This is a genomic window from Nitrospiraceae bacterium (assembly GCA_035623075.1).
Taxonomy (GTDB): Bacteria; Nitrospirota; Nitrospiria; order Nitrospirales; family Nitrospiraceae; genus DASPUC01.
In genome coordinates this window covers 13,004-37,055 of record DASPUC010000053.1, presented here as the reverse complement: position 1 = coordinate 37,055, position 24,052 = coordinate 13,004, and the positions used below count along the sequence as shown (strand labels likewise).

Genomic DNA, 24,052 nt, shown 5'->3' with positions numbered 1-24,052 from the left:
AAAAGCATGACAGCCGCTCTTTTCCATCCTCTCCAGCGTGACAAACAGCAGGAAGGCGTCTGTTGAACTCTCGAGTGTGCGTGTCGGACGGGCACATTCCGTTCGTGCGCGTTCCACGAGCAGGAGAGTTTGACAGACGCCCTCCTTAATCTCTTCAACCGACTGTCATTTTCCAAACGTTTTTTTCAGCAGCGGCTCAATCTCGCCCTTGGCCGCCATCGGATCCAGAATGTCGGTGTCCCCATAGAAGGTGCCGTCGATAAACACTTTGGGCAGGGTGGGCCAATTGGTCATTTTCGTGAGCGCTTCTCGTTTGGCCGGCTGGGTTAAGACGTCGATCACTTCATACGGGTACCCGTACTTATCGAAGAACTGCATGGTCTCGCGTGTGAAGCCGCACATCGGCATCTGCTTGGTGCCCTTGCCGTAAATTAATATCTTGTGAGCTTTGACTTCCTTCTGGATTTCGTCTTCGATTGGATCCGCCATGGTCTGTCTCCTTAGTCGCTGTTAGCCAGCAACTATCAGCTTTCATCCTTTGTTCTAGCCGTGAGTTCTAACGCATGAATGCGTCCGTCCTTCAAGGGGATATCGAGTGCTTGATAAATCAGCCGATGCCGGTCGAGGAGGTTCCTCCCGCGAAACGACTCAGACACCACCACAACCTTGAGGTGGTCCATCGTTCCTGTCCGATCCGTTACCGTCACCGTAGCATCCGGCATCGTTCGTCGAACGTATTCGGTGAGCACCTCAGACGTAATCACTGAACCTCCTCCCTGCTGGCAGAATACCTCAGTGCCTTTCGGAAACGCAATTTGCTCACACATGCCACCCGATACCGGTCCTCTCGGAAAGGGAATCCATTTGTATTCAGTCCGAATCGAATCCGATCAGTTTTCCCGTGAACCGACATGCTTATGACCTTCCTACCTTTCATTCACTAACAGCTGAAAAACCTAGTGCATCCGGCATCTCAGCGTCCCACCACGCTGCACGGTATGAAACTTGGTATTCACGGACTGGGGAACAGGCGCAGGCGGGCACAAAGGAGGTGATCAATGAACGTGGTGATGACCCTGACGGCCACTGTCCTCTTGGTCGGTGCCTTGCTCCTGCTGCGTCGGATTTGGTGAGCCTGATGGTGGTGGATCTCAGCACATGGTGGTGCATTTCAGCCTGGACATGCGGAATCGTAGGGTGGACATATTCAAATTGGCTCGAAATCAAGAAGGTTTCTCTCAAACCATTCTGGCACGCCCATTGCTGAATGGCTGAATGTAGGGGCAACGGTGAGAATTCGACGGAAGGAAATACACGAAGTGACACATCAACCTTAACCAACCGCGAAGGAGGACGACATGACCGAGTTCAAATCTGGATTCTTCACTGGAGGTGAGGCTTGCAACGGCCGGGTTCTCGTCGTCGACGACGAGCCGGATATCCGCAAAGTAGTAAGAATGACCTTGCAAAAGGCCGGGTATGAGGTGATCGAGGCCGAAAATGGAGAAAAGGCCATTCAGGCGATCAATGAAGGAGAGAACCGCCTCCTGCTGGACGTCGTCATCTGTGACATCCGTATGCCGAAGATCAACGGAGCCGAGGCGATCGCCTACTTCCGCAGCAATTATCCGCGCGTTCCTTTGATCGTGCTGACTGGATTCCCGGATACCGACATGGCGACTTCATTCTTACGGCAAGGCGTCGTGGATTATCTCGTCAAGCCCGTCGAGGGAGAAAAATTGAAAGAGGCAGTCCGGCGTGCGATGGAGGAACGGGAGTTGGCAAGGCTCTAATAGAGCCCGACAACCATCCTCTGTGCGGCTGAGGAGGAGCACCGCTCATCATTCCCCCTCAGTCGCACAGCTGTGACTAGCACACACGAAAGGCCGTCATCATGGACATTGCTCTCCCCACGAAAGTCGCGATCGTGGGAGCAGGGCGCGGAGGCAGAGCGCTCTTGGACTTGTTCCATCAGATTTCGTCTATCGAGGTCGTCGGGATCGCCGATCGTGATCCGCGCGCGCCCGGCTTGCAGCGCGCCCGCGAGTATCAGATCCCCGTGACCACCGATGTCGCGGCACTGGTCCGGAACCCTGAGATCGGCTTGATTCTCGATGTCACGGGCGATCCCGGCATGGAAGCGGTTCTGCGCACGCAGAAACCGACAACGACAGAGTTATTGAGTGGTTCGGCGTCCCGCCTGCTCTGGCAGATCATCCAGCATGAATCGGCGTTGCAAGCTGAATTAATGCAGGCGGAAAAGTTGGCCGGGATCGGATCGTTTGCAACCGGTATCGCACACGACATCAATAATCCTCTTCAGCTGATCATGGGCTTGGCCGAGAATCTGATCGAAGAACGTGACCTTCCCACCATCAAGGAACAGGCCCGAGAAATCGTGGACGCCGTCAAGCGGACCTCAGCCATTTGCCAAGACCTGACACGGTATTCCCGTCAATCGTCCGCTTCGGATGGAAGCCTTGTTTCGATCAACGGGAAGCTCGACGAGGCACTTAAAATAGCTCGCTACGCAGCCCGACTCCATGATATCGACGTCGTCAAGCACTATACGCAAGGAGCCGCCGTCCGCGGCAACCCGGATGAGCTCTTGCACGTGTTCGTGAATCTCATCACGAATGCTGTCCACGCCATGGAGCACGTCGGCGGAACGTTGACTCTGGATTCCCGCGTGACGGCCGATACGGTCGACGTTCGAATCTCCGACACCGGCTGCGGGATCGCACCGGAGTTGAAGGAGAAAATATTCGAGCCGTTTTTCACGACCAAACCCCCGGGGAAAGGGACGGGACTGGGGTTATATAATGTTCGAAACATCGTCCATGAAATGCACGGGAGCATCGCAGTCGACAGCGAAGTCGATAAGGGTTCGACGTTTACGCTGACGTTTCTGACGCAAGAGACTGTTTCGCAACGGTGAGTGTTATGGCATCACCAAATCCATCCAGGATCGGCCCTCGCAAGGGTTGGGGGCTTCAACCGAAACTGATCTTATCGATGCTGATGGTCGGAGTCCTTCCCTTGCTTGTCGGATTGGGGATGGCGTTCTGGCAGGGATCCCGAGAAATCCAGGAAGTCAACGGCGAAAGCTTTAAGGCACTGGCTGCGGAGACAGCCCGAAAGCTGGATATCCTGGTAGCCGAGGAAGTCGCCCGTACATCGCGCATCGCGCGAGATCCGACTATTGTCACCGAATTGGAACGTCGGCGCGATAACCTCAACAATCTCCGAGATCAGAAGAGCCTGCGCGCCGTTCGTGCAACCATCAACGATGCTGCCGCCAAATGGGATGCGAAGGAACCCGGCATCGTCAAGGCCGTGACAGGCAGCCACTTGGCCAACCTGCTTCGCAGTTTTTACAGCGGCTCCCAAAGTGAGCAAGAGCAGCTCCTGCCCCAAGTCGTCCGAGCGGCCACGAAACTCTTATTTGTCACAGATACGCAAGGTTCGCTCGTGGCGGCATTGACCACCCGTCCCAACTATTCGAATGGCAGTGAACCCTGGTGGATCGGCGCGTATCACAAAGGGGTCGGTCAGTTGTACATCGAAGATGTCTATTATCATGAACGGGCGGAAACCTATGCATTTACCCTCTCAGTCCCGATCATGGACAGCCTCCATTACGAGGTCGTCGGGGTGCTCCACCGCGTCATCGATGCCAAGGAGTTTTTCTCCCCCTCGATCCAACCCATCCGCTTCGGGAAAACTGGACACGTGATGCTGATCGACAGTCGAGGCATTGTGATGAGCTGTCCGATTCTTCCCACCGGAGTCAGTTTGTCCGATCTATCGCTGATCCCGCTCGTGACTCCCTTTTATCCCGGTTGGGTCGCCGCCCCGAGCGACGGCCATGGTGGGCACTCGACTTCGATCATCGGATTCGCACCGCTTCCAGAAACCAGCCGAGCCACGAACGGTAGGCTCGAAGAGGGCAGCTGGAACACCTTTGTTTGGCAATCCTCCGACGAATTGTTTGCTCCGATCCACCATCTCTTTACCTGGATGAGCATCTTTGGACTGGTTGCCGTCTGTCTACTCGTGGCCCTCGGGTATCTGGCAGCCAATCGGATCGTGCTGCCGATCCGCCAACTGCAAAAGGCTGCGGAATCCATTGGGCGAGGTGAACTGCGGCAGTCGATCCAGATTCAGACCGGCGATGAGTTGGAAGCCCTTGCCGATGATTTCAACCGGATGAACAAACAGCTGGAAGCCGCATTCGCTGGTCTCACGGATCAAGTCGCCTTGAAGACTCAAGAAGTCCAGTCTCTTGAGCGATCAACCGATCAGATCCTGAGCGCAGTGCCGACACCTATTCTCATGGTTGACGCCCAGGCACAGGTGCAATACGTGAATCACGCCGCACAGGAGTCATTGGGGTTGTCGGCGTCTCTCTCGCCCTCCACAAGTCTCTTCGACATCTTGCCACTCGACGCTCCGACACAACAGCGCCTACGAAAGGAATTTCAGGAACGGGAGGATACAGGTCTGCCGACGACGGAAAAAGCAGCGGATGTGTTGGTGAAGGAACCTCGTGATCCTCTCGCGCCGACACTCACGGGCGCCCGCACAGACGGACGGAGCGAACTGCGTTTGGGGCAGCGGGTCTACCATTATGAGTGGTTTCGAACTGACGGACGGCCGGGCGAAGGCTCTCGCGTTGGTCTTGTATTGCGCGATACAACGGACGAAAGTCGTTTACAAGACCAACTCATCCAGGCGGAAAAATCCGGCAGCCTCGGCATCCTCACTGCCGGCATCGGCCACGAGCTGAACAACCCGCTCTTCGGCATCCTGGGACTCGGAGAGGCCATTCAAGAGGAGGTCAACCTCGATCACGTCAAGGCTCATGCCCGCGACATTGTCCAGCACGGACGACGCATGGCGGCGATCATCCGAGACTTTACCGGCGTGGCTACGCGCGATACGGGGACTCGGCTTACTCCTGTCGATATTCACCTGGAGCTCGATCAGGCACTGACGGCATTGCAGACGACGCAGGATCTCAGTCGCTTGGAGATTCACAAGAACTACGCATGTCGAACCCGAGTTTCAGCAAGCCCTGAGCAACTCCGCCAAGCGTTTATGAACATCCTGACGAACGCCGTTCAGGCGATGCCGGGTCCTGGGACGCTTCGCGTCGCGACCAGTGCTGACAATAAGGCCGTAATCATCACGATTGAGGATTCTGGGCGTGGGATTCCGTCCGAGCACCTTTCAAAGGTGTTCGATCCGTTTTTCACCATGAAAGGACAAGGGGAAGGCTCAGGATTGGGACTGACAGTCGCTCGACGGATCATCCGAAAGTTCGGCGGCGACATCCGCGTTGAGAATCTGGATCGTGGGGGGGTATGCTGCACGATCAGCTTGCCGGTGATCCATTCATCCTTGGGGCCAGAGGAGGCAACATGGACCGCGTCGGGCGTTCAATCAGCACCGCATCCATCCTCTTCCTCTTAGCATCAGCAACCTCCGCCGCGTCGCTTGATGCGAAGAGTGAGGCCCCCGCAGCCGCCATCCACGCCGAAAAGGTAGCGGCCTACGTACATGCCGTCATTCAGGCGGATCGGACGATCTATACCAGCCAAATCGTGAATCGGATGCAAGAAAAACATATCGTCATCGCAGCAGAACATTGGGAACAGGATAATGCCCTTCCACTGCCCGCACAGTTTCTCCAGCAATCAGGCAGGGCTGTCGCCGAAGGAGGCACCGGCATTCGATTCCGCCTCATCGGCCTTTCCCCCATCTATCAGCGAAACGGGCCAGCCACGGAATTCGAGCGGAAGGCTCTACAGACCCTCGCTCGTCAGCCGGATCGTCCGGTCGCAGGTATCGTCACCAGCGGACAAAAACGTTACTACCAGGCAATCTACCCGGACCGAGCCGTGGCCGTCGCCTGCGTGACCTGTCATAACACCCACCCGCTCAGTCCGAAGAGAGATTTCAAGCTCAATGACGTGATGGGTGGAATCGCGATTACCATCCCACTGGACGAGAAATAATCGACACCGTCGATTGATCGGGCATTGGATGAAGGAAAAGTGGAATGGAGAACGGGTGGAGAGACGAGTCTTCTACGATGCGACTAGCTGCGCGGCTCGTGGTCGATCGCAACGACCTGCTTCGTCCGTCGTGCCGAGAGACTGCGGACCGTCCCCGGTAACTTGGGGAGTTCCTCCGGCCAGGCCGCAACTCCCATGTCAGTTGTCCCCTGGAGCTTAGCCCCTTCTTCCATCATCAGAATCGGGGTATGCACCTCTCCGATTAGGGTCGCGGTCTTGAGCAGCTGAATCCGCTCGATGGCCGTAACGGTCGCCTTGATGCGGCCGCTACTGATGATGGTCCCAGCCGAAATCGTGCCTTGGACGAGCCCGTCTTCGCCGACGATGACCTGCCCCTTGGTTTGGATGTTGCCTTCCAGAAACCCGTCGATCCGGACCGTGCCCTCGACGCGAATCTCCCCCTTCAGCTCGACGCCTTTCGCCAAGAGCGTGATATTGTCGTCGCCAGTGAAGCCGGGTTTCTTCATGCATGACTCCCTTGTCCGTTCAACTTGATGACAGCTTACACCATCCGTGAAAAAAAGACCTAGGAGAATCCAAAAGTCCGCCGGAATCGTTCCCAGATCCCACCGCCGTGGACTTCGCAATACACAGTGGGTTCCGTCCCTTCGACGAAGACCTCCGACACCTGTTCCGGACATTGGGAGGTGGCGAGTTGACCGGTCTTCGGATCGACAGTACGTGTGACGACTCCGGTCGGCATGACGAACGTCGGAGTCCGTGAAGGGATCACCCGTCTGGCGATGTCGATCCAGATCGGCAGCGCCGCCTGCGCGCCAGTGAGACCGACAGGACGTTCGTCGTCGAAACCCACCCAGACGCCGATGACGAGGTCTGATGAATATCCCACGAACCAGGCATCTCGGTACCCATCGGTCGTCCCGGTTTTTCCCGCCACAGCGCCCTGCAGACCCATCACTTTGGCCTTCGTAGCCGTTCCCCGCTGAATCACCCCTTCAAGCAACGACGTCAGCACGTAGGCGCCCTGAGGCGATACAGCCTGAGACCGATCCGGGATCCCGCTCCACACGGAATCTCCCTGTCGATCTCGTGCTATGCGGACCGCCGTCGGATGAACCGCCACTCCTCCATTCGCAATCCCGCCGAACGCCGATGTGATCTCCAATAAGGAGACGGAAGAGCTCCCCAAGACCATGGACAGATCCTCGGAGATCGGGCTGCTCACTCCGAGTCGGTGCAGAAGTTGAACGATTCGTTTGGTGCCGACAGCATGAGCAACCCTCACAGCCGGCACGTTTAGGGACTGTTCCAAGGCTTGACGTAAGGTGACATGTCCGCGGAATTGGCGATCATAGTTCAGTGGTGCCCATTGCCCCTTTTCCGACTCAAAGGTGACCGGCTCGTCTGCCAGGAGACTTGCCGAGGTGAACGCCACGGCGTCTCCCTCGCGCGCCGCCTCAAGCGCCGCAAGGTAGACGAACGGTTTAACCAATGAGCCCGGTTGACGATGGGCTTGCACCGCCCGGTTGAATTGACTGCGGCGATAATCACGTCCGCCGACCATGGCGAGAATAGATCCGGTCCTCGGGTCCAGGACGATCACAGCTCCTTGTAACGGCTCCTCCGTCTGTTTCAGCTGCTGGTGCGTTGCTTCCAGTCGTACCAGCCCTTTCTCCAACGATTCGATGGCCGCTTGTTGAATCATCGGATCGAGCGTAGTGTCGATTCGTAACCCTTCAGGCAACGGCGCGCCCAGAGTGTCTTCAACCTGCCGCAAGACTGCGTCCACGAAATTCGGTGCGCCGCTCATCACATCCTCCGGCGGCACCACCCGCATCGGCTGGTTAATCGCAAGGGTCCACTCTTCCTCGGTCAGGAGTCCGACCTCTCGCAGCCGGCGTAATACCACGTCCCGACGTTGTCTGGCGAGGTCCGGATGTTTCGCCGGCGCGTAGGTGTTGGGACCTTTGATCAAGGCCGCGATCAGCGCCATTTCCTCCACGCGAAGTTCCCCGAGAGACTTTCCGAACAACCGACGGGCTGCTTCACTGACGCCGTAAATCGACACAAACCCGGCCTGGCCAAGATAGATTTCATTCAGATAACTCTCCAAGATGTCCGCCTTCTTGTATTTCGCCTCCATGACCAGGGCGGCCAGAGCCTCCTTGAATTTTCTCACTATGGTGCGGTGCGGTGTGTAAAAGAGATTCTTGGCCAACTGCTGCGTAATTGTGCTTCCGCCCTGCACCACATCGCCTTTCGTGAGATTCCTCCACAGCGCCCGACCGATCGCGATCGGATCGATACCTGGGTGCGAATAGAAGCGATGATCTTCGATGGCGACGATGATCTCGATCAGTCGAGGCGGAATCTGAGTCAAAGGAATCCATTCACGAACTTGGCGCGACTCGCCTCGCAGTCCGCTGATCAGTTCCGACTCAAGATAAACAGGGAAGACGAGCGCCCCCTCGGTCACCGACAGAACTTCGGTGATTCGATCCTGATCGAGGGTGAGTCGAATGACGGTTGCTTTCGCGTGCTCCTCAGGCTGCGCGTGCAGGTAGATCGTCAGTGCCTCATCCGTGAGCTGATACTCCCCCGGAGCTTCGACCTGTTTGGGCGTCCGATGATAGCCCAGTCGTTGGAGTCGATCGAACACGCGGGCTTCGGTGACCGACAGATTGGTCTGCAAGAGGAAGGGAGCACTATACAGACGGAGCGGCGGATGGTCTTCGCTTTTCGGCAGGTCCAGGAACGTGGCGAGATAGGCCCCGTACAACGCGATCGTCACACAGAGGGCAGCCGCGATGCCAGCCAGACCCATGGCACCTCGCGCCACCCATCGTGAAGGTATTCGTAGACCCATGCGGCTCTGTACAGCATAACCGAGGAACGGGACGAAAGCGACGAGAGCGCCGCAAAACCGATGCGAGGAAACGGGTATGACGCCTATTCGGCCTATGGGAGCCTGGGCAAGGCCGCTATTGTGAGTGTGTCAGGGAAAGACTGCTGTCGTGCTCCCCTTTCGAGGTACCCCTTTTTGGTCTGGCAAGAATTAGTGGGTCAGATACCTTTGTCTTAAAGGGGCTCGGTCTGGAGGAAGGAAGAACAACTCACGAAGAGAGGTCCTTCATGAAACCAAAAATTCTCATAATCGACGATGGGGTCGATAGCTGGCACTTGCTCAGCGCCGCCCTCAAGGCTCACGACTACTATCCCGTTTGGGCCGCCGATGGAATGCAGGCCATCAGTGTGGCCAGGCACCATCAACCTCAGGCCATCCTCCTAGACCTAGGATTGCCTGGAGGAGATGGGTTTTATGTTCTTGAACTTCTAAAACGCAATCGAATCTTGAGTGACATTCCTGTAATCGTGGTCACCGCCCGTGATCCACAGGAAGCAGAAGAGAAGGCGCGGCGTCTTGGCGCAGCCGCTTACGTGCAAAAGCCCGTTAAGATCGAAGGGCTGGTGGCAGCTCTCCAAAGCGTGCTCACCGCACGAGTCTGAGTCCAAGCGAGGCCGTACTCAGCAAGGTTCAGCAGAATCACGTACCCATCCCTGTCTATCATTCACCACCGAATGTTCGTCCTCCCATAGACCACACCTACACTCCCCTTATTGTTCAAGTAGTTATATCGTCATCCCCCCTCTTCCGGGTTACCTCCTCCGGGTCTTTTGCTCAGCGCCAATTACGTTATCTTAGGTCATAGAGCGCACGAATTCCTAGGCTGTAACCAAGGAGAGCGATCATGAACTGTCGACGCTGTCACGGCCTGATGGTCAAAGACCATTTCATGGATTTCGAGGGCACGATCGGACACATGTGGATGACAGGCTGGCGCTGTATGAATTGCGGTCATGTCTACGATCCGATGATTGAGCGGAACCGCCAGCTTGCCCAGGAAGAACTGCGGGCATGTGCGGTCAGTGAACCCAACTACGGGGACGAGGAAGTACATCTCGGAGCTGAATCGATTACCGCCCACGCAGCCTAGGTTTTGAGTCCGTGTTCCTGTAACATCCACCCCAGGAATTCATGGCTACGATTCTGATCGTTGACGACGAAGATCCAGTCCGCCATCTGCTGCGCCGAATCCTGGAGGAGGACGGGCACGAGGTGCGCGAAGCCTCCAATGGGCAAGAAGGACTCACCTTGTATCGCCAAGCACCTGCTGATCTCATCATCACCGATATTCTCATGCCAGCCCGGGACGGCATGGACGTCACGCTGGAACTCACGCGTGAATTTCTCGACGCCAAAGTCATCGCCATGACCGGGGCCACCGGTGATCGCAATTTTTTGAGTATAGCCAAACTGTTCGGAGCGCGAGAGATCCTCCAAAAACCGTTTACGGTTGACGAAGTCCGCCGCCTGGTCCGCTATACGTTGAACCACTGACCATCGAAACCGGCTTTCTCCATTCATTTCTCCGCTTCCATGGCAACCGAGTTTCCAGTCTCGTCCCGGAATAGAAGCAACGCTGAGTAGCAGCGTTCGTCGCCATTACTCGTTACGATCAATAGTCGTGAGCGGCACCGTAGGTGAACCAACACGGAGAGAAGGGTCGCCGATCGGTCGCAATAACGGAGAGCCACCGAGCGGCAGCAGCAACGATCCCATAATCATGCCTGCGACGGCCATGAGGAAGCCGACCAATTGTGGCGGCCACATGGAGTCCGGCGACCCAAAGAGTTCACACCCGATCCATGTCATCAGGCCGGCCACGATTGCGCAGAGCGCCCCTCGAGTCGTCGCCTTCGACCAGTAGAGGCCGGCACACAAGGGAACGAAGGCAGCCACCAACGTTACCTTGTACGTGTTCACGACGAGCATGTAGATGCTGGAATTGGAACTGAGCGCAATCGTCAGCACTACGCAGGCAAACCCGACCAGCACGAACCGCATCATCCGTAAGAACTGCCAGTCGGTCATGCCGGGCAGCGCGCGTCTAATGACGTTTTCGCTCAGCGCAACCGACGGGGCGAGCAAGGTCGCGCTTGAACAACTCATCACCGCTGATAACACCGCGCCGAAGAAGAGAATCTGTGCGACGATCGGTGTGTGCTGAAGAATTAAAGTCGGCAGGACGAGCTGCGAATCCTGCTCGAGCAGCGCACCGAACTTTGCAGGGTCGACCAATGTTGCCGCATAGGCAAGAAACATCGGGACAAAGCAGAACACAAAGTAGAGCCCCCCGCCGAGTACCGAGCCTTGGACCGCTGTCCGTTCGTCCTTGGCCGACGTGATGCGCTGGAAAACGTCCTGCTGCGGAATCGAACCCAGCATCATCGTGATACCGGCACCGACGAACGGGATCCACGCATTGAGCCTTGCCGGGGGAAAGAATTCCAATTTCCCGGCTTGAGCGGCATGGGCGACCACTGTCCCGACGCCTCCTGTGAGATCGCTGATGACCGAGACAATGTAAAGCAACCCTCCGAGAATGACACCGAGTTGTACAAAATCGAGAATCGCGACAGAAAACATGCCGCCGAACGTCGTATAGGTCAGCACAATCCCTGCCCCGATGACCATACCGATCTTCTGACTGACCCCCCCGTTCGTCACGACATTAAGCACCAATCCCAACACCTTGAATTGTGCAGCCACCCAGCCAAGATAGGAGGCCACGACGCATAGGGTGCACAGGACTTCCACCGTTCGATTGTAGCGTATCCGGTAGTAGTCCCCGACGGTGAGCAAATTCAATCGATAGAAACGAGGCGCAAAAAACAATCCCGCAAGAATCAAACAGAGGCTCGCTCCAAATGGATCGGCGACGACACCGCGCAGTCCGTCTTTGACGAAGGTTGCTGGCATGCCCAGCACCGCTTCCGCACCGAACCAGGTCGCGAACACCGTGGCCGTAACGATCGGTAGAGGCAATGAACGACCAGCTACGGCGAAATCCTTCGCACTGTGGACGCGCGTAGCCGCATAGAGGCCGATCCCCACGGAGAGAAGGAGATAGAGGATGACGAATGCCAGAATCATCAGACGGGCTCAACGCCCGTAGAAGGCCATGAAGGATGCCTTGGCAATCATGTTTTGGTTGAGGTAAAAGCCCACCATCGCTCCGGACGCATCACTCTTCAAAGGAACCTGGTCGAGTTTCAACGCATAGAGCGTGAAGATGTACCGGTGGGGCTTGTCCCCCGCCGGTGGGCAAGGCCCGCCATAGCCAGGCTGACCGAAGTCGGTGATGCTCTGGATGCTGCCTGCGGGCGCGGCACTACCCTCTGGCTTTCCTGCATTGGCGGGCAGCGAGTTCAGCGTGGGAGGCAAATTGAAGACAACCCAGTGCCACCAGCCGCTGCCGGTCGGAGCATCCGGATCGTAGACCGTCAATGCAAAACTCTTGGTATCCTTCGGCGCTCCCTGCCACTGTAGAGCCGGCGACACATTTCCCCCGCTACATCCGAATCCTGCAAACACATGTTCCTGGCCGATTTTGCCTTGGCTTTTGATCGTTGGACTGCTCAGCTGAAACTCCGCGGCCCATCCCTGCGTTGTCAGCATAACAGATATCAATAGGCACCACAGACGAACCATAACCTACCCCTTTCGATAAAGAGAAAACTGCCACCGCGAAAATATATACATGAGAAACGACTTCAGATGCGGGAGGATTGTATCCAGAGACGAAGGATCGCGCAACGTGAGAAGAAACTGAGATCGACCCAGCAGTCGCACCCCTACTATCTTCGATTTTCTCGTGGTAGGGTGTAGCTAAGAGCCTGAACAAGGAGGGAAGCCCATGATACAGAACACGGCCCGTTGGCTGAGCCCTTTGTCAGAGACCTCGACAGCTGCTCGGCAGCTAATTGTGAGTATCATCGGCCTAGGCATCGTCCTCATTTCCACGACGCCGGCACGAGCGAATGATCCACAGGGTCCATGGGAATGTTCCGGCTATTCAGGCGAGGCCCATACCCGTTGTCTGGCGGCGTTCGTGCAAGCGCAACGAGAGCAGATCGCCTCTCTTCAGGGAAAAGTGCAATCCCAACAGGAAACAGTCGATCAAATGAAGGCCCAGATGAATCGTCAGGCGTCGGCTAACGCGACCAGTCAATCTCAAGTCGCCCCTTCCCCCATCATCCAGGCCGCTCCTCCTCTATATGGGTATCCTCCAGTGTATGGATATCCTCTGGTGTACGGTTATCCTCCGGTCGGGATCGGGGTATATATCGGTCGCCCCTGGTTTTATGGACCACCCTATTTCTATCGCCCCTATTTTTACGGCCCGCGGTATTTCGGCTACCGTCATTGGGGTCATCGCTGACCGGAACGTCTAGACCATTCCCTTTTGGTCGTTCACAATCAAACCGTATTATTGTCTTGAGGACAACGGCCGTATCCCGTACCCTACAAAACTCCGCGGTGATGACGATGGATGATTGTGCTCCTTTCACACTTACAGAAAGGGTTACCCATGCACGTTTTGCTCTCAGCGCTGATGCTCTGGTTCTGCGTTGGACCTCCCTCCGCCTTTGCGGCTTCTGAACCGACGAACGACGACCAAAAAACACTGTATGCTGTGGGACTGGCGATCAGCCAGTCTTTGAGCACCTTTATGTTCAGCGAGGCCGAACTGGATTTCGTCAAATCAGGCCTCACCGACGGAGTCCTGAAGCGGCCGCCGAAAGTGGACCTCCAGGTCTTCGGCCCCAAAATCCAACAGCTCCAACAGGCGCGCAGCGCGGTCGCGGCAGAAAGTGAGAAGAAAGCGGGCGCCGCGTTTCTCACAAAGGCCGCCGCGGAATCAGGTGCAAAGAAAACTGAATCCGGCGCCATCATCATCACGGTCAAGGAAGGCAAAGGGGCGAACCCGAAAGCCACGGACACGGTGAAAGTGCACTATCACGGTACCCTCATTGACGGCACCGTGTTCGACAGTTCGGTCAAGCGAGGCGAGCCGGCCACGTTCGGGTTAAATCAAGTCATCAAGTGCTGGACGGAGGGAGTGCAGCAGATCAAAGTCGGCGGCAAGAGCAAATTGGTGTGCCCGGCGAATTTGGCTTACGGCGATAAGGGTGCCCCGCCGCTTATCAAGCCAGGTGCGACGCTCGTGTTCGAAGTCGAGCTCCTCGATATCGTCAAACAGTAGTCGCTTTACAAACCGGGCGTGGAGACGAAGCACGCCCGGTCCGCCTCTCGCTGCTCCTCATTACTCACACAAGGATCGGAGGACCGCGGCTTCCTTGACTTAACGGTTTGGTGTCCGGAGCAAATCCTGTAGAATAAATCCATGCGACCTTCGATCGGCATCTCCATCATCGTCATGAGTGTTCTGTCCGCAACAGTCAGTTGCGAGTCAACGGACCGACTGCTCACGGGAGCTGAACGAGCCCTTACGAGCAAGACCGGTCACGACATCATTGACCTGGCTTCAGGGAAAAATCCCTCGCAGATCGCCAAGAAGCGGCTCGGTCAATATGCAAGCGACCCTGAAGCCCTGCTGAAAGACATCCGCACGGCCCAAAAAGACTTGGAGACGCTCCTCGATGCATTGGGGGTCAAAGTCGGAGAAAAATGGGGGAAGAAAGAAGTCAAATTGCCCGAGCAGAAGAAGTATGTGAAGTACACACAAAATTATCGGAGCCGGGCGATCGTGAACTTCGACACCGGCGAAATCTCAGTCGAAACCCTCGATGAGCAATCTCCGCAGACCAGTCTCAAGAATGCCATCGTGACGACTCTTCTTACTCCGGAGGATCCTCGTTCCGTCGATCTATTTTCTGACAAAGACATCACGCTTACTGGCGACAAAGAACCCTACCTCTCGGGCCTCGTCCTTGATCAACAGGGCAAGCCCATCCGTACACCCGCCGAAGCCGAATCGTTTGCTACCTATCTCGTCGAGAAGAAAGCCAGCACGCGAGAGGTCGACCAGAACGGAGCAAAGAAAACAGCCCACGTGGTCATGATCCGAATGGTTTCGAATTTCTCGGTGAAGCAGGCAGAGAAATACCGGCCGGCGGTTCAGCAATTTGCCAAACAATACCAAATCAGTCCGGGTCTGGTCTTCGCAATCATTCGGACGGAGAGCAACTTCAACCCCTACGCCGTCAGCTCAGCGCCGGCGTACGGACTCATGCAACTCGTTCCCTCGAGTGGTGGGCGGGAGGCCTACCGGCGCGCCAAGGGTAAAGACGTCACTCCGTCGCGAGACTATCTATTCGATCCCGCGAACAACATCGAGCTAGGCACCGCCTACCTGAATGTGTTGACCTTCAACCAACTGGAGGAGATATCCAACACGGTCTCCCGTGAGTACTGTGTCATCTCCGCGTACAACACCGGCCCACACAATGTCTATCGAACCTTTTCGAAAGATACTACCGCTGCACTCAATCAGATCAATAGCTTGCAACCCAGCGCGGTCTATGAGTACTTACGACAACACTTGCCCTACCAAGAAACACGCCATTACCTGGAAAAAGTAACTGCGTCACGCAAAGCTTTCGTGAATTCGTCCTAGTCCGTTAACCACTAGTATTCAGTCACGCTCGAAAATTTCCTTGCAGCTAGCGCTCCTCCCGCTGGAATCCTCTTTTTTCTACAGAACGGCTGGTGTTCGGACGTGTTCGGGACGAAAGCCCATCCCGATGAGCCGGGCGGGAATCCGGCGGAGGACCGAAAATCGCGCCAGCAGCCGGAACGCCAGCGGAGGTGAGAGCGGAGCCGCATTGTCCAGCACGGGTTTGATGACCCGGTTTTGAATGAACAGTTGCATCCGCTGCGTCATGTGAGTAGGCCATTCGCGCCGCCGTTGTACCAACTGCAAATCTTCGGTGGTCAATCGACCGGTGCCTAACGGCCCCGCCAGGAGGTTCGCCGTGGCCACTGCATCCTGAATGGCGAGATTGATCCCGACACCGGCGACCGGCGACATGGCATGGGCTGCATCGCCGATGCAGATCAAACCAGGCCGATACCACTGCCGTAACCGATCGACCTGCACGGTGAGCAACTTGATCGACTCCCAGTCATGCAGCTCGCCGACGCGATCGGCCACAAACGGTGCGACTCCTGCAACGGCGGTACGAAACGCCGACAACCCTTTTGCCTGAAGTTGTCCCCGTGATCCTTTCGGAATTACGAAGCCGCACTGCCAATAGTCACTCCGGTTGAGCATGACAAAAATCCGACCGGTATCGAACCGGCCCATCGGATCTTCCGGATCGCCTGGGCGGCGGGACAATCGAAACCACAACACGTCCATGGGCGCCCCAAACTCTTCAACCGACAAACCGGCACGCGAGCGAACGATTGAGTGCCGGCCGTCCGCGCCGACGGTCAGGTTTGCGCGTACCTCCAAGGGACCGTCCGGAGTCGTCGCTTTGAGCCCCACCACACGGTCTCCCTCGAGCGAAAGGTCTGTCACGTCCGTCTGCATTCGAAGATGAAAAGTGGAATACCGTGCTCCTTCGGTAGCAAGGAAGTTCTAAAAATCCCATTGCGGCATGAAGGCAATGTAACGGCACTGTGTCGAGAGTGAAGAAAAATCCGCGACGGTCAGGGCCAGGTCGCCCACCTGTCCGTTGATCCGCGGCACTTTCTGGTGCGGCAGTATGAGCAACCGTTCCAGTAGTCCCAACTCGTGCATCACCTCGAGAGTGGACGGATGGATCGTGTCGCCACGGAAATCTTGGAGAAAATCGACGTGCTTCTCGAGAACCAACACCTCGACGCCCGCTCGAGCCAACAAGAGACCCAGCATCATCCCAGCCGGCCCGCCACCCGCGATGCAGCAGCGTACCGCTCTCATGTTCATGACTCCATTGCTCCGAGGATCAGGGTAAGAGCAAGAATGAAGAGTCTATTCCAACCGCTTGAAACATCTGCCGCCGCCCGCCGCATATAGGGTTCGACAATTGATGACCAGGGTCGACCCTTTAGCGTCGTTCTTGATCTCGACCACATAGGACTGACCTCCCTCACATTCGACGTTCCAGATGGCATTCCCGATTGAATCGAGACCTTGAAAGAACGTACGCGCGACGGTCCGGCATGGCTGCCCGCTGCCCTCCACAAAGATGGCCAACACCTCGCTTCGATCGACTTCTGACATGGCAGCTAGCTTCTGGTGAGCAGGGTTAGTTCCCGCCGCGACCCCCGATCCATCGGCCACCAGCAGGACCATGCCCGTCACCATCATCCACCAGCCCATCAGTCCTCCTTTGCAACCAATGTCGAACGCGATCGGGAATAGCTCGCCAAGCACGACGCATCAGGCGCGCTGGCGCAAAAAACAATCCAACGTATGATCGTTCACCATCCCGGTGGCCTGCATATAGGCATAGATGATGGTGCTCCCGACAAAACGAAAACCGCGCTTCGTAAGGTCTTTGGAAAGCGCGTCACTTTCCCTGCTTGTAGCAGGCACCTGTGACTGGCTTCTCCACCGATTGATCTTTTGTTTCCCGCCGATAAACGGCCAGACATAGCGATCAAACGACCCGAATTCCCGCTGCACGGCGAGAAACGCCCGCGCATTGATGACGGCCGACTCGATCTTCAATCGATTGCGAATGATCCCAGGGTTCTTGAGAAGCGACGCTTTTTTCGTTGCCCCAAACCGTGACACCTTCACAGGATCAAATTGCGCGAAGGCCTTGCGGTACCCCGCACGCCGGAGCAGAATCGTCTCCCACGTCAACCCTGCCTGGGCCCCTTCAAGCAGCAACATCTCGAAATGTTTTCGATCGGAGTGGACCGGTACACCCCACTCCTGGTCATGATAACGGATGAAGTGCGGTTTCCCCCCGACCCATCGACAGCGGGGCTTGGTGTCGGAAAACGACGTGCTGGTCTTGGCCATATTAACGGCAATCGTTCGACCCAGAAGCCAGCCGGATTCTAGAAGAGTAGAGGAAATCGGGCAACTATGGTGCGCGTCGAGGAACTCCAGATGCTCGTCTATATCCGGGTTCACCAGCGTGATACATTAACCTGACTTTACATGTCTCCCGCCTCGACACGATGGAGGACACGATGAGATGGCTCACACTTCTGCTCCTCAGCAGTTTGACATTCGCCAGCATCCCCGCTCATGCGCAACAGAGCCAAGTGGGCCCGAGCGGTGATTTTCGAGTCAATGACCGTCCTGGAACAGCTCCGACCGTCGGGGCGCCGGGAGGGCCGAGTGTACCAGCGGACCCGACGGTCCTTCGTGACTTTGCCGGTACAAAGAGCCCCGACGAGATTCTAAAAAGCCTCGATAGAGATCTTGGCTAGAATCCGGTGAGTGATCCCGGAGTTTCCTCGAGTGGACCGACTCTGGACCTGGAGAAAGATCTCCGTCCCGTGCCCGATCGGTTTCTGAAATGAGCCCGGCGCAGGCAAGTGTGAAAGAGTCAGTCTGTTCTCATCTCCCGCTTCCGCGTGGTGTCCGCCATGGCCGGGATCAGAATTCCATGTTCTCCACCAAGCATCGTTCCCTGACCTAACAAAAACCACCGGCCAACAAGTGCGGCCGTCGCAGCGTCCAGTTCATCTCCGGTAGCCGTCCTTCTCAACCCTCGTATCCCCAGTTTCCTGAGTCCCGTGAGGAGCCCGTGCAAGTTCCGGTGTTGACGAGGAAGCCCCCACACATCTTGCGCGGCTCCCGGGTAGCACTCGACGGTGCGGTAGCCCATCGCACAAAGCTTGCGTTTGAGCCCAAGTCCGCGCGCAGTCAGCATCCGCATCGGACCGAGCGTGATGGGAAAAAATCTGATCCCTAGCCGGAGGAGTTCACGATCGCAGTCCCGCAAATGCTCGCCTGAGCGGTCGTGGATGGTGCGCCGCCCCTTGGGCAAGCTCAGCGGAGCGTCAATGGGCACAAGATCGGGTCTTGCGCGCCGAACTGCGTCGAGAATGTCGTCGTCGGTAAACGCGATGCGGGCGGCGGCAGTGCAGCCTTCCAACAGGCACAGCCCCGTCGGCCTGCGCGGAGAACCGGCGAGATCGATCCCGACAATGACCGGCGGTGTCCGGCGTGCCATAAGGCTCCTTGTGAGAGGGGTGATTCTAGCAGAGACGGCAATGGATGCTGATGGAGTTTCTCCCTCGATTCGGACTTTTTTGATCAATCGCGAGCCCAACGGGACGCGAAGTGCTTGATGCAGCCATGTGCAAGTGCCCCTTCTGTTGAAGAAATCCCGCAAGAACTCGTGACCTAAGGACGCGGCACGCTCGATGCTCTAATGCACGTGCTCTCTCACGTCTCATTAGCATTGCGGTCAGATCGTCATGGCCCTCCAGAGTCATCGCATTCCACGAGCCTCAAGCCACGTATTGCCAACCGCCGGCGGCAGACAGGTCGCTGGATGAGCGTAATAACTCGTCCGCTTGTCTGTTCCCTGGCCCTGAGCCTCGTGCTTGCTCTCTTATCTGCTTCGTCCAGTTTCGCGGAACCCATGGTGATCATCGGGTCGAGTCCACAACTCGACGCACCCCGCGAGTTCCCATTCCGCGAGGAGCAATCAAGGCCTATCACCTTGATCCGGGGATAGGCCCTCGGTTGGGCGTGAGTGGCAAATCTCCCATTGGGAAGGATCAGAAGGAAGAGTTTCAGCAGTATGACGTTGCGGCGCTGTTTGGGCTTCCGTGGGGTTGGCAGGAGAGGGTCACCCGCATGAGACTTGACATGAGATTGCTGACCTCGGCCGGGGAACTTGCAGCAGCGGGAGACACCGGCCTCATGGTAACCCTGGTGCCATGCCTGGCATTGAGCAGTCCGGACGAAATGGTTTCCATTGACGTTGAAGGTGGTGCCGCATTCTTTAGCAACTACAAATATGGCGCGCAGAACTTTGGTGGTCCCGCGCAGATCGTGGGTAAAGCCGGCATCGGTTTCAACCTATTTCCTGGGTTTTTTGCCGGATACCGGTTCCAGCATTTTTCCGATGCCGGCGTATACGGTCCAACCAGCCTTGGCGTGGACATGCATATTGTTGAGATCAACTACCGATTCTGATCCCGTCTCTGCTGCTCGCTCTTCGGTGATAGACTTCCGAACTTTTTAAATGTCGAAGGTTCGTCTCCTCGAACCGGCGTGCGGCCGGCGAGGCGGCATTGGGTGTTCAGGCTGCACAGGTTTCCGACGCTGTTCCAATTTCCATGCGGGCAAAGAGACGATTTGACTGATTAGGGAGGAGCCTTGTGCCGCGCTCGAGAGCGAGTTGCACTGGATCGCGCGAAAAGGGACGAAACGAACATGGCCATCGCTGTCAAGTAGACCCGCATTCCCAGAGGATTCATGGTTAAGCTCCAATGGCTGACTTGAGCATAACCAGTCAGCATTAGCCGGGAATTAGGCTGGCCTTAAAAATTCCTCACCTCGAAATCTACAACGTCTTAGTCGGCTTGGCACCGTTGCCCACCGATCATATCCGGGACGCACCGGCTCGATCCGGGATAGGCGGACTCAATCGGCGCAGATGACGTATACGGGGGAACACGAGGTCCCGAGTCGCTTTCAACGCCACGAGAGGGTGGCGCCATCACCCTGGGTATCTTTGCCCTAGAGTCCGGAAGAACCGTCCGACGCTTGGAAAGTGAGGGCAAGAAAGGTGGGATGTAGGCAGGGGTGAGGTCTGACTTATTCAAGGACGAGCGCTGCGGCTCGAAATACGACGCTAGCCAATCGGGCGGCCATGGACGTGCCTCCGGTTCAGGGCTCCGCTTGTTGTCCGAGTCGGGTGCCACCGAGACCCGTTGGTGTTCCTCAATGAGCATGGCGCGAATCGCGGCAAGGTTCTTTTCTCCTTCATCCTCGAATTGCGTATTCGACAATCCGCTTACCTGTGTGGACTCCCCGATATCAACATCGAAACTAACACATCCATAGAGGAGTAGACCCATGATCAATCCGAGCAGCGACATACAGTTCACCAGGCATTATCTCGGGTTCACCAGACACTGTCTCCACTGAGGCCGACCGATTTTTCCAGCACACCAAGCTAAAGGGCATAATCAGTACCAAATTCAATCCTGTGATATTTCCGGTACTTCCGAAAAACGCCCCTCACTCCGGAATGGGAAAAATTATCCGAACAAGACAGAATGTCAGAATCCACATCCCTGCAGAAATTCAAGCCATTTAGTTGAGCCGTTATCGAAACCAGGGACGAGATGCCCGCTGAGCCGTAATTCCTCCCAGATAGGCCAGCCTCTCAAACCCTCGGCAATACTTACCGTTTTTTGCCTCACGCACATTTGGCAAACGAATTGCGCTTTCATCGGCCAAGGCACACCTCGAAACATTTGGATGAATGGCAAACAAGAAGGCCGTTGGGATGTTTCGTGCACAGATAACCACCGTGTTCTGAATTGGAGGTACAACGATGAAAACGACAAAGGTCGCCATTACGACCATCTGTCTGCTCTGCGTCATGGGCGCGACGGCACTCACCAGCGACGCCGCGACGACCTTCGCCGGCGCCGTCGTCGGCGTTGATCAGGTCCAGCGGACCATTACGCTCCAAACCAGAGACGGGCAAACCTGGATTTTGCCGGTAGCAGATCCGAACCTCTTGACCAAGGAACCGGTGGCCAAGGGTGATCACGTCAGTATCGAAATCGACCTGAGCGAGCGGATTGTCAAGATCACCAAACTGTCTCAGGAACCTCGGTCCGAACACATCCAATCCCGGGATGATCTCAAACCATGACACAAGAGACGAGACAATGGTGGATTGCCTGCAGCACCAACCAGGCATCACACCGCCGTCCGGAGACAGCCACCGAAGAATTCTGATGGAGGGAGTTATGAAGAATGGCCCTTGGAAGACAAGTACCCTAGCCGCAATGCTGACTGTGCTGACAGGATTCGGGCTGATCGCTCAGCCGAACTTCGCCGCAGAGTCTCACCGGATCGCCGAGGGCTCAAGCGTCATGTTCTTTTATCAGATCACTGTTCCCGGTGAACGAGGCTTCGAAGTCCGAGACTTTGGTCGTTTCGTTCAAGGACAACACCAACTGCTGCCGGCGTTGGAACGACAGGTCGGGGGCATGAAAACCGGAGACGAGAAGAAAGTGGAATTATCTCCCGAGGAAGGCTTCGGTCTGTATGACGTGCAGAAAGAGAAAATCGTCCCAAGGAGAGACTTGCCTGCCGAAATTAAAGAGGGAGACGTCCTTCAGGATCGCGCCGGTCATCAGGCGACGGTAATCCGGTTATCAACCACTTCTGCAGTGGTGGATTACAATCATCCGCTGGCGGGGAAAACCGTCATAGTGAAGATTAAGATTTTGCGAGTCGATGATCCCTCATGAGAGTCTACACAGGAGGTGCGTGATGAACGACCAACATGTTGAAGGAAGCAGTCTTCTCAAATATCTGATTGTCCCTCAGACGCATCGCATCGGAAAATGGAGCAGATCCGTTGCCGCCATTCTTATCGTGATCGTCATGGGCTTGAATATGATCCCACCAGGATCAACCCTGGCCAGCGATCAGGTGGCTGGGACGGACGGTTCAGACGATACAGGGATACAAGTAGCCAGTTGGCTGCTCACGATCCCCTATTGTGCCGCCAAAAGCGCGTTTGCGATCGCGGGCAGCGTCGTCGGTGGTTTGGGATACGCGTTTTCCGGGGGAAACTCAACAACCGCAGAGAACATCTGGACTACCAGCGTTTATGGGACTTACATCCTGCGACCAGCCCATTTGAGGGGCGAAGAACCGGTCCACTTTCTCGGCAAGGCTGAGGATGGGTCGACCCCTCGACCAGTTCAGCATGCTTCAGGGACGGCTGGAACGGCGAAGAAATGAAGCGTGGAACCAGCTGGCCAGGGCGTGAAGTGTTTCAGTTGTCATCAGCCGGCGTCCAACTTCGACTTCGCCCGCGAAAAGGGTCACGGCTGTGCGCCGGTGCCGCTCGAGGATCAAAAAATCGCCGAGCTGCCGGGTAATGACCCGGGATGTAGAAAGAATTAGGGCCTTGCGTCGCTCCCGAGTTTAGCCTGCCAACCCAATCAGTCCGTGCAGGCGGCGAAAAGGAGTGACTTTCCCAACATCGCGCCGGCGTTCTCGATCACCTTCACCGGTGATCACGAATGGACAGGTCTGTCTCACCAACTCAGATTCAAGTATGCAGAATCACGAGCGAAAAGACGGTCATCCACGCGTCAGATTGGCATCACCTCTGCATAACCCAATCATTAGAGTAATAGTGCGACCCGCGGGAAGACCGCAGAAGAGGTGCCATTATGGTCGTGCGACAACATCCTCGATTCCCAGCATCCTTTTCCGGCACCCTTGGTTACCAGAACCACCTCCATCGGATTACGAAATCGCTGGATCTCTCACGCAAAGGATGTCGGCTTGAAAGTTCCCTTCGGGCCATCGCAGGTATGAAAGTGGATCTTCTTCTCTATGTTCCGGGGGAGGTAATTCCGATCCTGATCGAACATGCCGTCGTCCGCTGGTGCAGCACACAGGGGATCGGCATCGAGTTCCAGTCGATCACTTCTCCCCATCAAGAACGGTTGGACCACACCCTTCAACGGCTCGAAACCAAAGTCGGGCACAGCTAACCCCCTCCAGGCAACAAGGCCCAGCAACACACCGAACAAGGCGCGGTCGAGCGCCCACATCAGATCGCATTCATTCATTTCTTTTAGGCGTCGGCGTACGACTGGTTAGCGTGAGCCAGGTTGGGTGGGAGCGACTCCGCTGTCCGGAATCTGCAACGTGATGGAGAGGGCACGCCCCTCGGACGTGACCTGTGCAGCGATCTTGTCTCCGGTCTTCAAGCGTCCCGAGGCTCCGTCGATTTTTGTCTCAGCGGTCACGCGCAGACGTGCCTCACGACCAGACATCTCTTTTATAACCAGTTCATCAGCGTCCCAGTACAGCACATCACCCTTGACCTCAGTGGCTGCGTTCGACTGGGAGCCTTCTATGGCTTCCGTTTGAGTCACGGCTGCAAACACGAGGAAGAACGTGAGAAGAACCCACATGGAAAACCCTCTCATATCGTTAGCCTACTGGGGCCATGGCTCTCTGTCAATCGGGCAG

At 56.3% G+C, this 24,052-nt stretch carries 27 protein-coding genes and 1 pseudogene; 16 read left to right on the top strand and 12 right to left on the bottom strand.

Annotated elements, in window-relative coordinates:
* Window positions 1–165: 165 nt before the first annotated feature.
* Entirely contained in the window at window positions 166–489 is a 324-nt protein-coding gene (locus VEI50_16215) for a glutaredoxin domain-containing protein (GenBank protein HXX76677.1), read from the bottom strand.
* Window positions 490–524: 35 nt separating this feature from the next.
* On the bottom strand, window positions 525–764 hold the full coding sequence (locus VEI50_16210) for a BolA family protein (GenBank protein HXX76676.1): 240 nt from the start codon (window positions 762–764) through the stop codon (window positions 525–527).
* 594 nt (window positions 765–1,358) lie between these two features.
* Between VEI50_16210 and VEI50_16205 the strand changes: the two genes are divergently transcribed.
* The 4 genes from VEI50_16205 (at window position 1,359) to VEI50_16190 (ending at window position 6,020) form a co-directional block, all read left to right on the top strand.
* The gene (locus VEI50_16205; protein HXX76675.1) at window positions 1,359–1,793 is read left to right on the top strand and encodes a response regulator; all 435 of its coding nucleotides are present in this window, start codon (window positions 1,359–1,361) and stop codon (window positions 1,791–1,793) included.
* A 101-nt stretch (window positions 1,794–1,894) separates the two neighbouring features.
* Window positions 1,895–2,938, top strand: a complete 1,044-nt coding sequence (locus tag VEI50_16200) for an ATP-binding protein (protein ID HXX76674.1) — start codon at window positions 1,895–1,897, stop codon at window positions 2,936–2,938.
* A gap of 5 nt (window positions 2,939–2,943) precedes the next feature.
* Window positions 2,944–5,475: an ATP-binding protein gene (locus VEI50_16195; GenBank protein ID HXX76673.1), complete on the top strand. Its 2,532-nt coding sequence runs from the start codon at window positions 2,944–2,946 to the stop codon at window positions 5,473–5,475.
* Complete coding sequence (locus VEI50_16190) at window positions 5,424–6,020, top strand: DUF3365 domain-containing protein (GenBank protein HXX76672.1); 597 nt, start codon at window positions 5,424–5,426, stop codon at window positions 6,018–6,020. The genes VEI50_16195 and VEI50_16190 overlap by 52 nt, the downstream gene beginning before the upstream one ends.
* 83 nt (window positions 6,021–6,103) lie before the next feature.
* On the opposite strand, the gene VEI50_16185 is transcribed toward VEI50_16190, so the two are convergent.
* A complete protein-coding gene (locus tag VEI50_16185) occupies window positions 6,104–6,547 on the bottom strand; it encodes a polymer-forming cytoskeletal protein (protein ID HXX76671.1) in 444 nt (147 codons plus the stop codon).
* A 59-nt stretch (window positions 6,548–6,606) separates the two neighbouring features.
* Window positions 6,607–8,907: a PBP1A family penicillin-binding protein gene (locus tag VEI50_16180; GenBank protein HXX76670.1), complete on the bottom strand. Its 2,301-nt coding sequence runs from the start codon at window positions 8,905–8,907 to the stop codon at window positions 6,607–6,609.
* Window positions 8,908–9,173: 266 nt separating this feature from the next.
* On the opposite strand from VEI50_16180, the gene VEI50_16175 reads away from it, so the two are divergent.
* The 3 genes from VEI50_16175 (at window position 9,174) to VEI50_16165 (ending at window position 10,440) form a co-directional block, all read left to right on the top strand.
* Window positions 9,174–9,548 (top strand): response regulator, encoded by a 375-nt coding sequence (locus tag VEI50_16175; GenBank protein HXX76669.1) that lies wholly within the window; start codon window positions 9,174–9,176, stop codon window positions 9,546–9,548.
* A gap of 242 nt (window positions 9,549–9,790) precedes the next feature.
* A complete protein-coding gene (locus VEI50_16170; protein ID HXX76668.1) occupies window positions 9,791–10,036 on the top strand; it encodes a hypothetical protein in 246 nt (81 codons plus the stop codon).
* 41 nt (window positions 10,037–10,077) lie between these two features.
* Window positions 10,078–10,440: a response regulator gene (locus tag VEI50_16165; GenBank protein ID HXX76667.1), complete on the top strand. Its 363-nt coding sequence runs from the start codon at window positions 10,078–10,080 to the stop codon at window positions 10,438–10,440.
* A 105-nt stretch (window positions 10,441–10,545) separates the two neighbouring features.
* Here VEI50_16165 and VEI50_16160 read toward each other — a convergent pair whose 3' ends face one another.
* Entirely contained in the window at window positions 10,546–12,036 is a 1,491-nt protein-coding gene (locus VEI50_16160) for a sodium:solute symporter family protein (GenBank protein HXX76666.1), read from the bottom strand.
* Window positions 12,037–12,045: 9 nt separating this feature from the next.
* Window positions 12,046–12,561, bottom strand: coding sequence for a YbhB/YbcL family Raf kinase inhibitor-like protein (locus VEI50_16155; protein ID HXX76665.1), 516 nt, complete (start codon window positions 12,559–12,561; stop codon window positions 12,046–12,048).
* Window positions 12,562–12,799: 238 nt separating this feature from the next.
* Here VEI50_16155 and VEI50_16150 point away from each other — a divergent pair, with 238 nt between their 5' ends.
* From VEI50_16150 to VEI50_16140, 3 genes are all read left to right on the top strand, one after another.
* Window positions 12,800–13,324 (top strand): hypothetical protein, encoded by a 525-nt coding sequence (locus tag VEI50_16150; GenBank protein ID HXX76664.1) that lies wholly within the window; start codon window positions 12,800–12,802, stop codon window positions 13,322–13,324.
* Between the two features lie 150 nt (window positions 13,325–13,474).
* Window positions 13,475–14,149: an FKBP-type peptidyl-prolyl cis-trans isomerase gene (locus VEI50_16145; protein ID HXX76663.1), complete on the top strand. Its 675-nt coding sequence runs from the start codon at window positions 13,475–13,477 to the stop codon at window positions 14,147–14,149.
* Between the two features lie 141 nt (window positions 14,150–14,290).
* Entirely contained in the window at window positions 14,291–15,523 is a 1,233-nt protein-coding gene (locus tag VEI50_16140) for a murein transglycosylase domain-containing protein (GenBank protein ID HXX76662.1), read from the top strand.
* 78 nt (window positions 15,524–15,601) lie between these two features.
* Here VEI50_16140 and VEI50_16135 read toward each other — a convergent pair.
* The 3 genes and pseudogenes from VEI50_16135 to VEI50_16125 all read right to left on the bottom strand — a co-directional run bounded on the left by VEI50_16135 (window position 15,602) and on the right by VEI50_16125 (window position 17,866).
* A pseudogene (locus tag VEI50_16135) lies at window positions 15,602–16,813 on the bottom strand (FAD-dependent oxidoreductase).
* A gap of 51 nt (window positions 16,814–16,864) precedes the next feature.
* Window positions 16,865–17,215, bottom strand: coding sequence for a hypothetical protein (locus tag VEI50_16130; protein HXX76661.1), 351 nt, complete (start codon window positions 17,213–17,215; stop codon window positions 16,865–16,867).
* A 60-nt stretch (window positions 17,216–17,275) separates the two neighbouring features.
* Entirely contained in the window at window positions 17,276–17,866 is a 591-nt protein-coding gene (locus tag VEI50_16125; protein ID HXX76660.1) for a DNA-3-methyladenine glycosylase I, read from the bottom strand.
* Window positions 17,867–18,039: 173 nt separating this feature from the next.
* Between VEI50_16125 and VEI50_16120 the strand changes: the two genes are divergently transcribed.
* Complete coding sequence (locus VEI50_16120) at window positions 18,040–18,282, top strand: hypothetical protein (protein ID HXX76659.1); 243 nt, start codon at window positions 18,040–18,042, stop codon at window positions 18,280–18,282.
* 119 nt (window positions 18,283–18,401) lie between these two features.
* On the opposite strand, the gene VEI50_16115 is transcribed toward VEI50_16120, so the two are convergent.
* Window positions 18,402–19,031: a DUF429 domain-containing protein gene (locus tag VEI50_16115; GenBank protein HXX76658.1), complete on the bottom strand. Its 630-nt coding sequence runs from the start codon at window positions 19,029–19,031 to the stop codon at window positions 18,402–18,404.
* 524 nt (window positions 19,032–19,555) lie between these two features.
* On the opposite strand from VEI50_16115, the gene VEI50_16110 reads away from it, so the two are divergent.
* Window positions 19,556–20,005, top strand: coding sequence for an acyloxyacyl hydrolase (locus tag VEI50_16110; GenBank protein ID HXX76657.1), 450 nt, complete (start codon window positions 19,556–19,558; stop codon window positions 20,003–20,005).
* Window positions 20,006–20,385: 380 nt separating this feature from the next.
* Here the strand turns inward: VEI50_16110 and VEI50_16105 are convergent, their stop codons facing one another.
* On the bottom strand, window positions 20,386–20,913 hold the full coding sequence (locus VEI50_16105) for a hypothetical protein (GenBank protein HXX76656.1): 528 nt from the start codon (window positions 20,911–20,913) through the stop codon (window positions 20,386–20,388).
* 461 nt (window positions 20,914–21,374) lie between these two features.
* On the opposite strand from VEI50_16105, the gene VEI50_16100 reads away from it, so the two are divergent.
* The 4 genes from VEI50_16100 (at window position 21,375) to VEI50_16085 (ending at window position 23,568) form a co-directional block, all read left to right on the top strand.
* On the top strand, window positions 21,375–21,701 hold the full coding sequence (locus VEI50_16100; protein HXX76655.1) for a hypothetical protein: 327 nt from the start codon (window positions 21,375–21,377) through the stop codon (window positions 21,699–21,701).
* 97 nt (window positions 21,702–21,798) lie between these two features.
* A complete protein-coding gene (locus tag VEI50_16095; GenBank protein HXX76654.1) occupies window positions 21,799–22,305 on the top strand; it encodes an FKBP-type peptidyl-prolyl cis-trans isomerase in 507 nt (168 codons plus the stop codon).
* Between the two features lie 22 nt (window positions 22,306–22,327).
* A complete protein-coding gene (locus VEI50_16090) occupies window positions 22,328–22,804 on the top strand; it encodes a hypothetical protein (GenBank protein HXX76653.1) in 477 nt (158 codons plus the stop codon).
* A gap of 437 nt (window positions 22,805–23,241) precedes the next feature.
* Window positions 23,242–23,568: a PilZ domain-containing protein gene (locus VEI50_16085; GenBank protein ID HXX76652.1), complete on the top strand. Its 327-nt coding sequence runs from the start codon at window positions 23,242–23,244 to the stop codon at window positions 23,566–23,568.
* A gap of 105 nt (window positions 23,569–23,673) precedes the next feature.
* On the opposite strand, the gene VEI50_16080 is transcribed toward VEI50_16085, so the two are convergent.
* The gene (locus tag VEI50_16080; protein HXX76651.1) at window positions 23,674–23,994 is read right to left on the bottom strand and encodes a hypothetical protein; all 321 of its coding nucleotides are present in this window, start codon (window positions 23,992–23,994) and stop codon (window positions 23,674–23,676) included.
* Window positions 23,995–24,052: the final 58 nt, after the last annotated feature.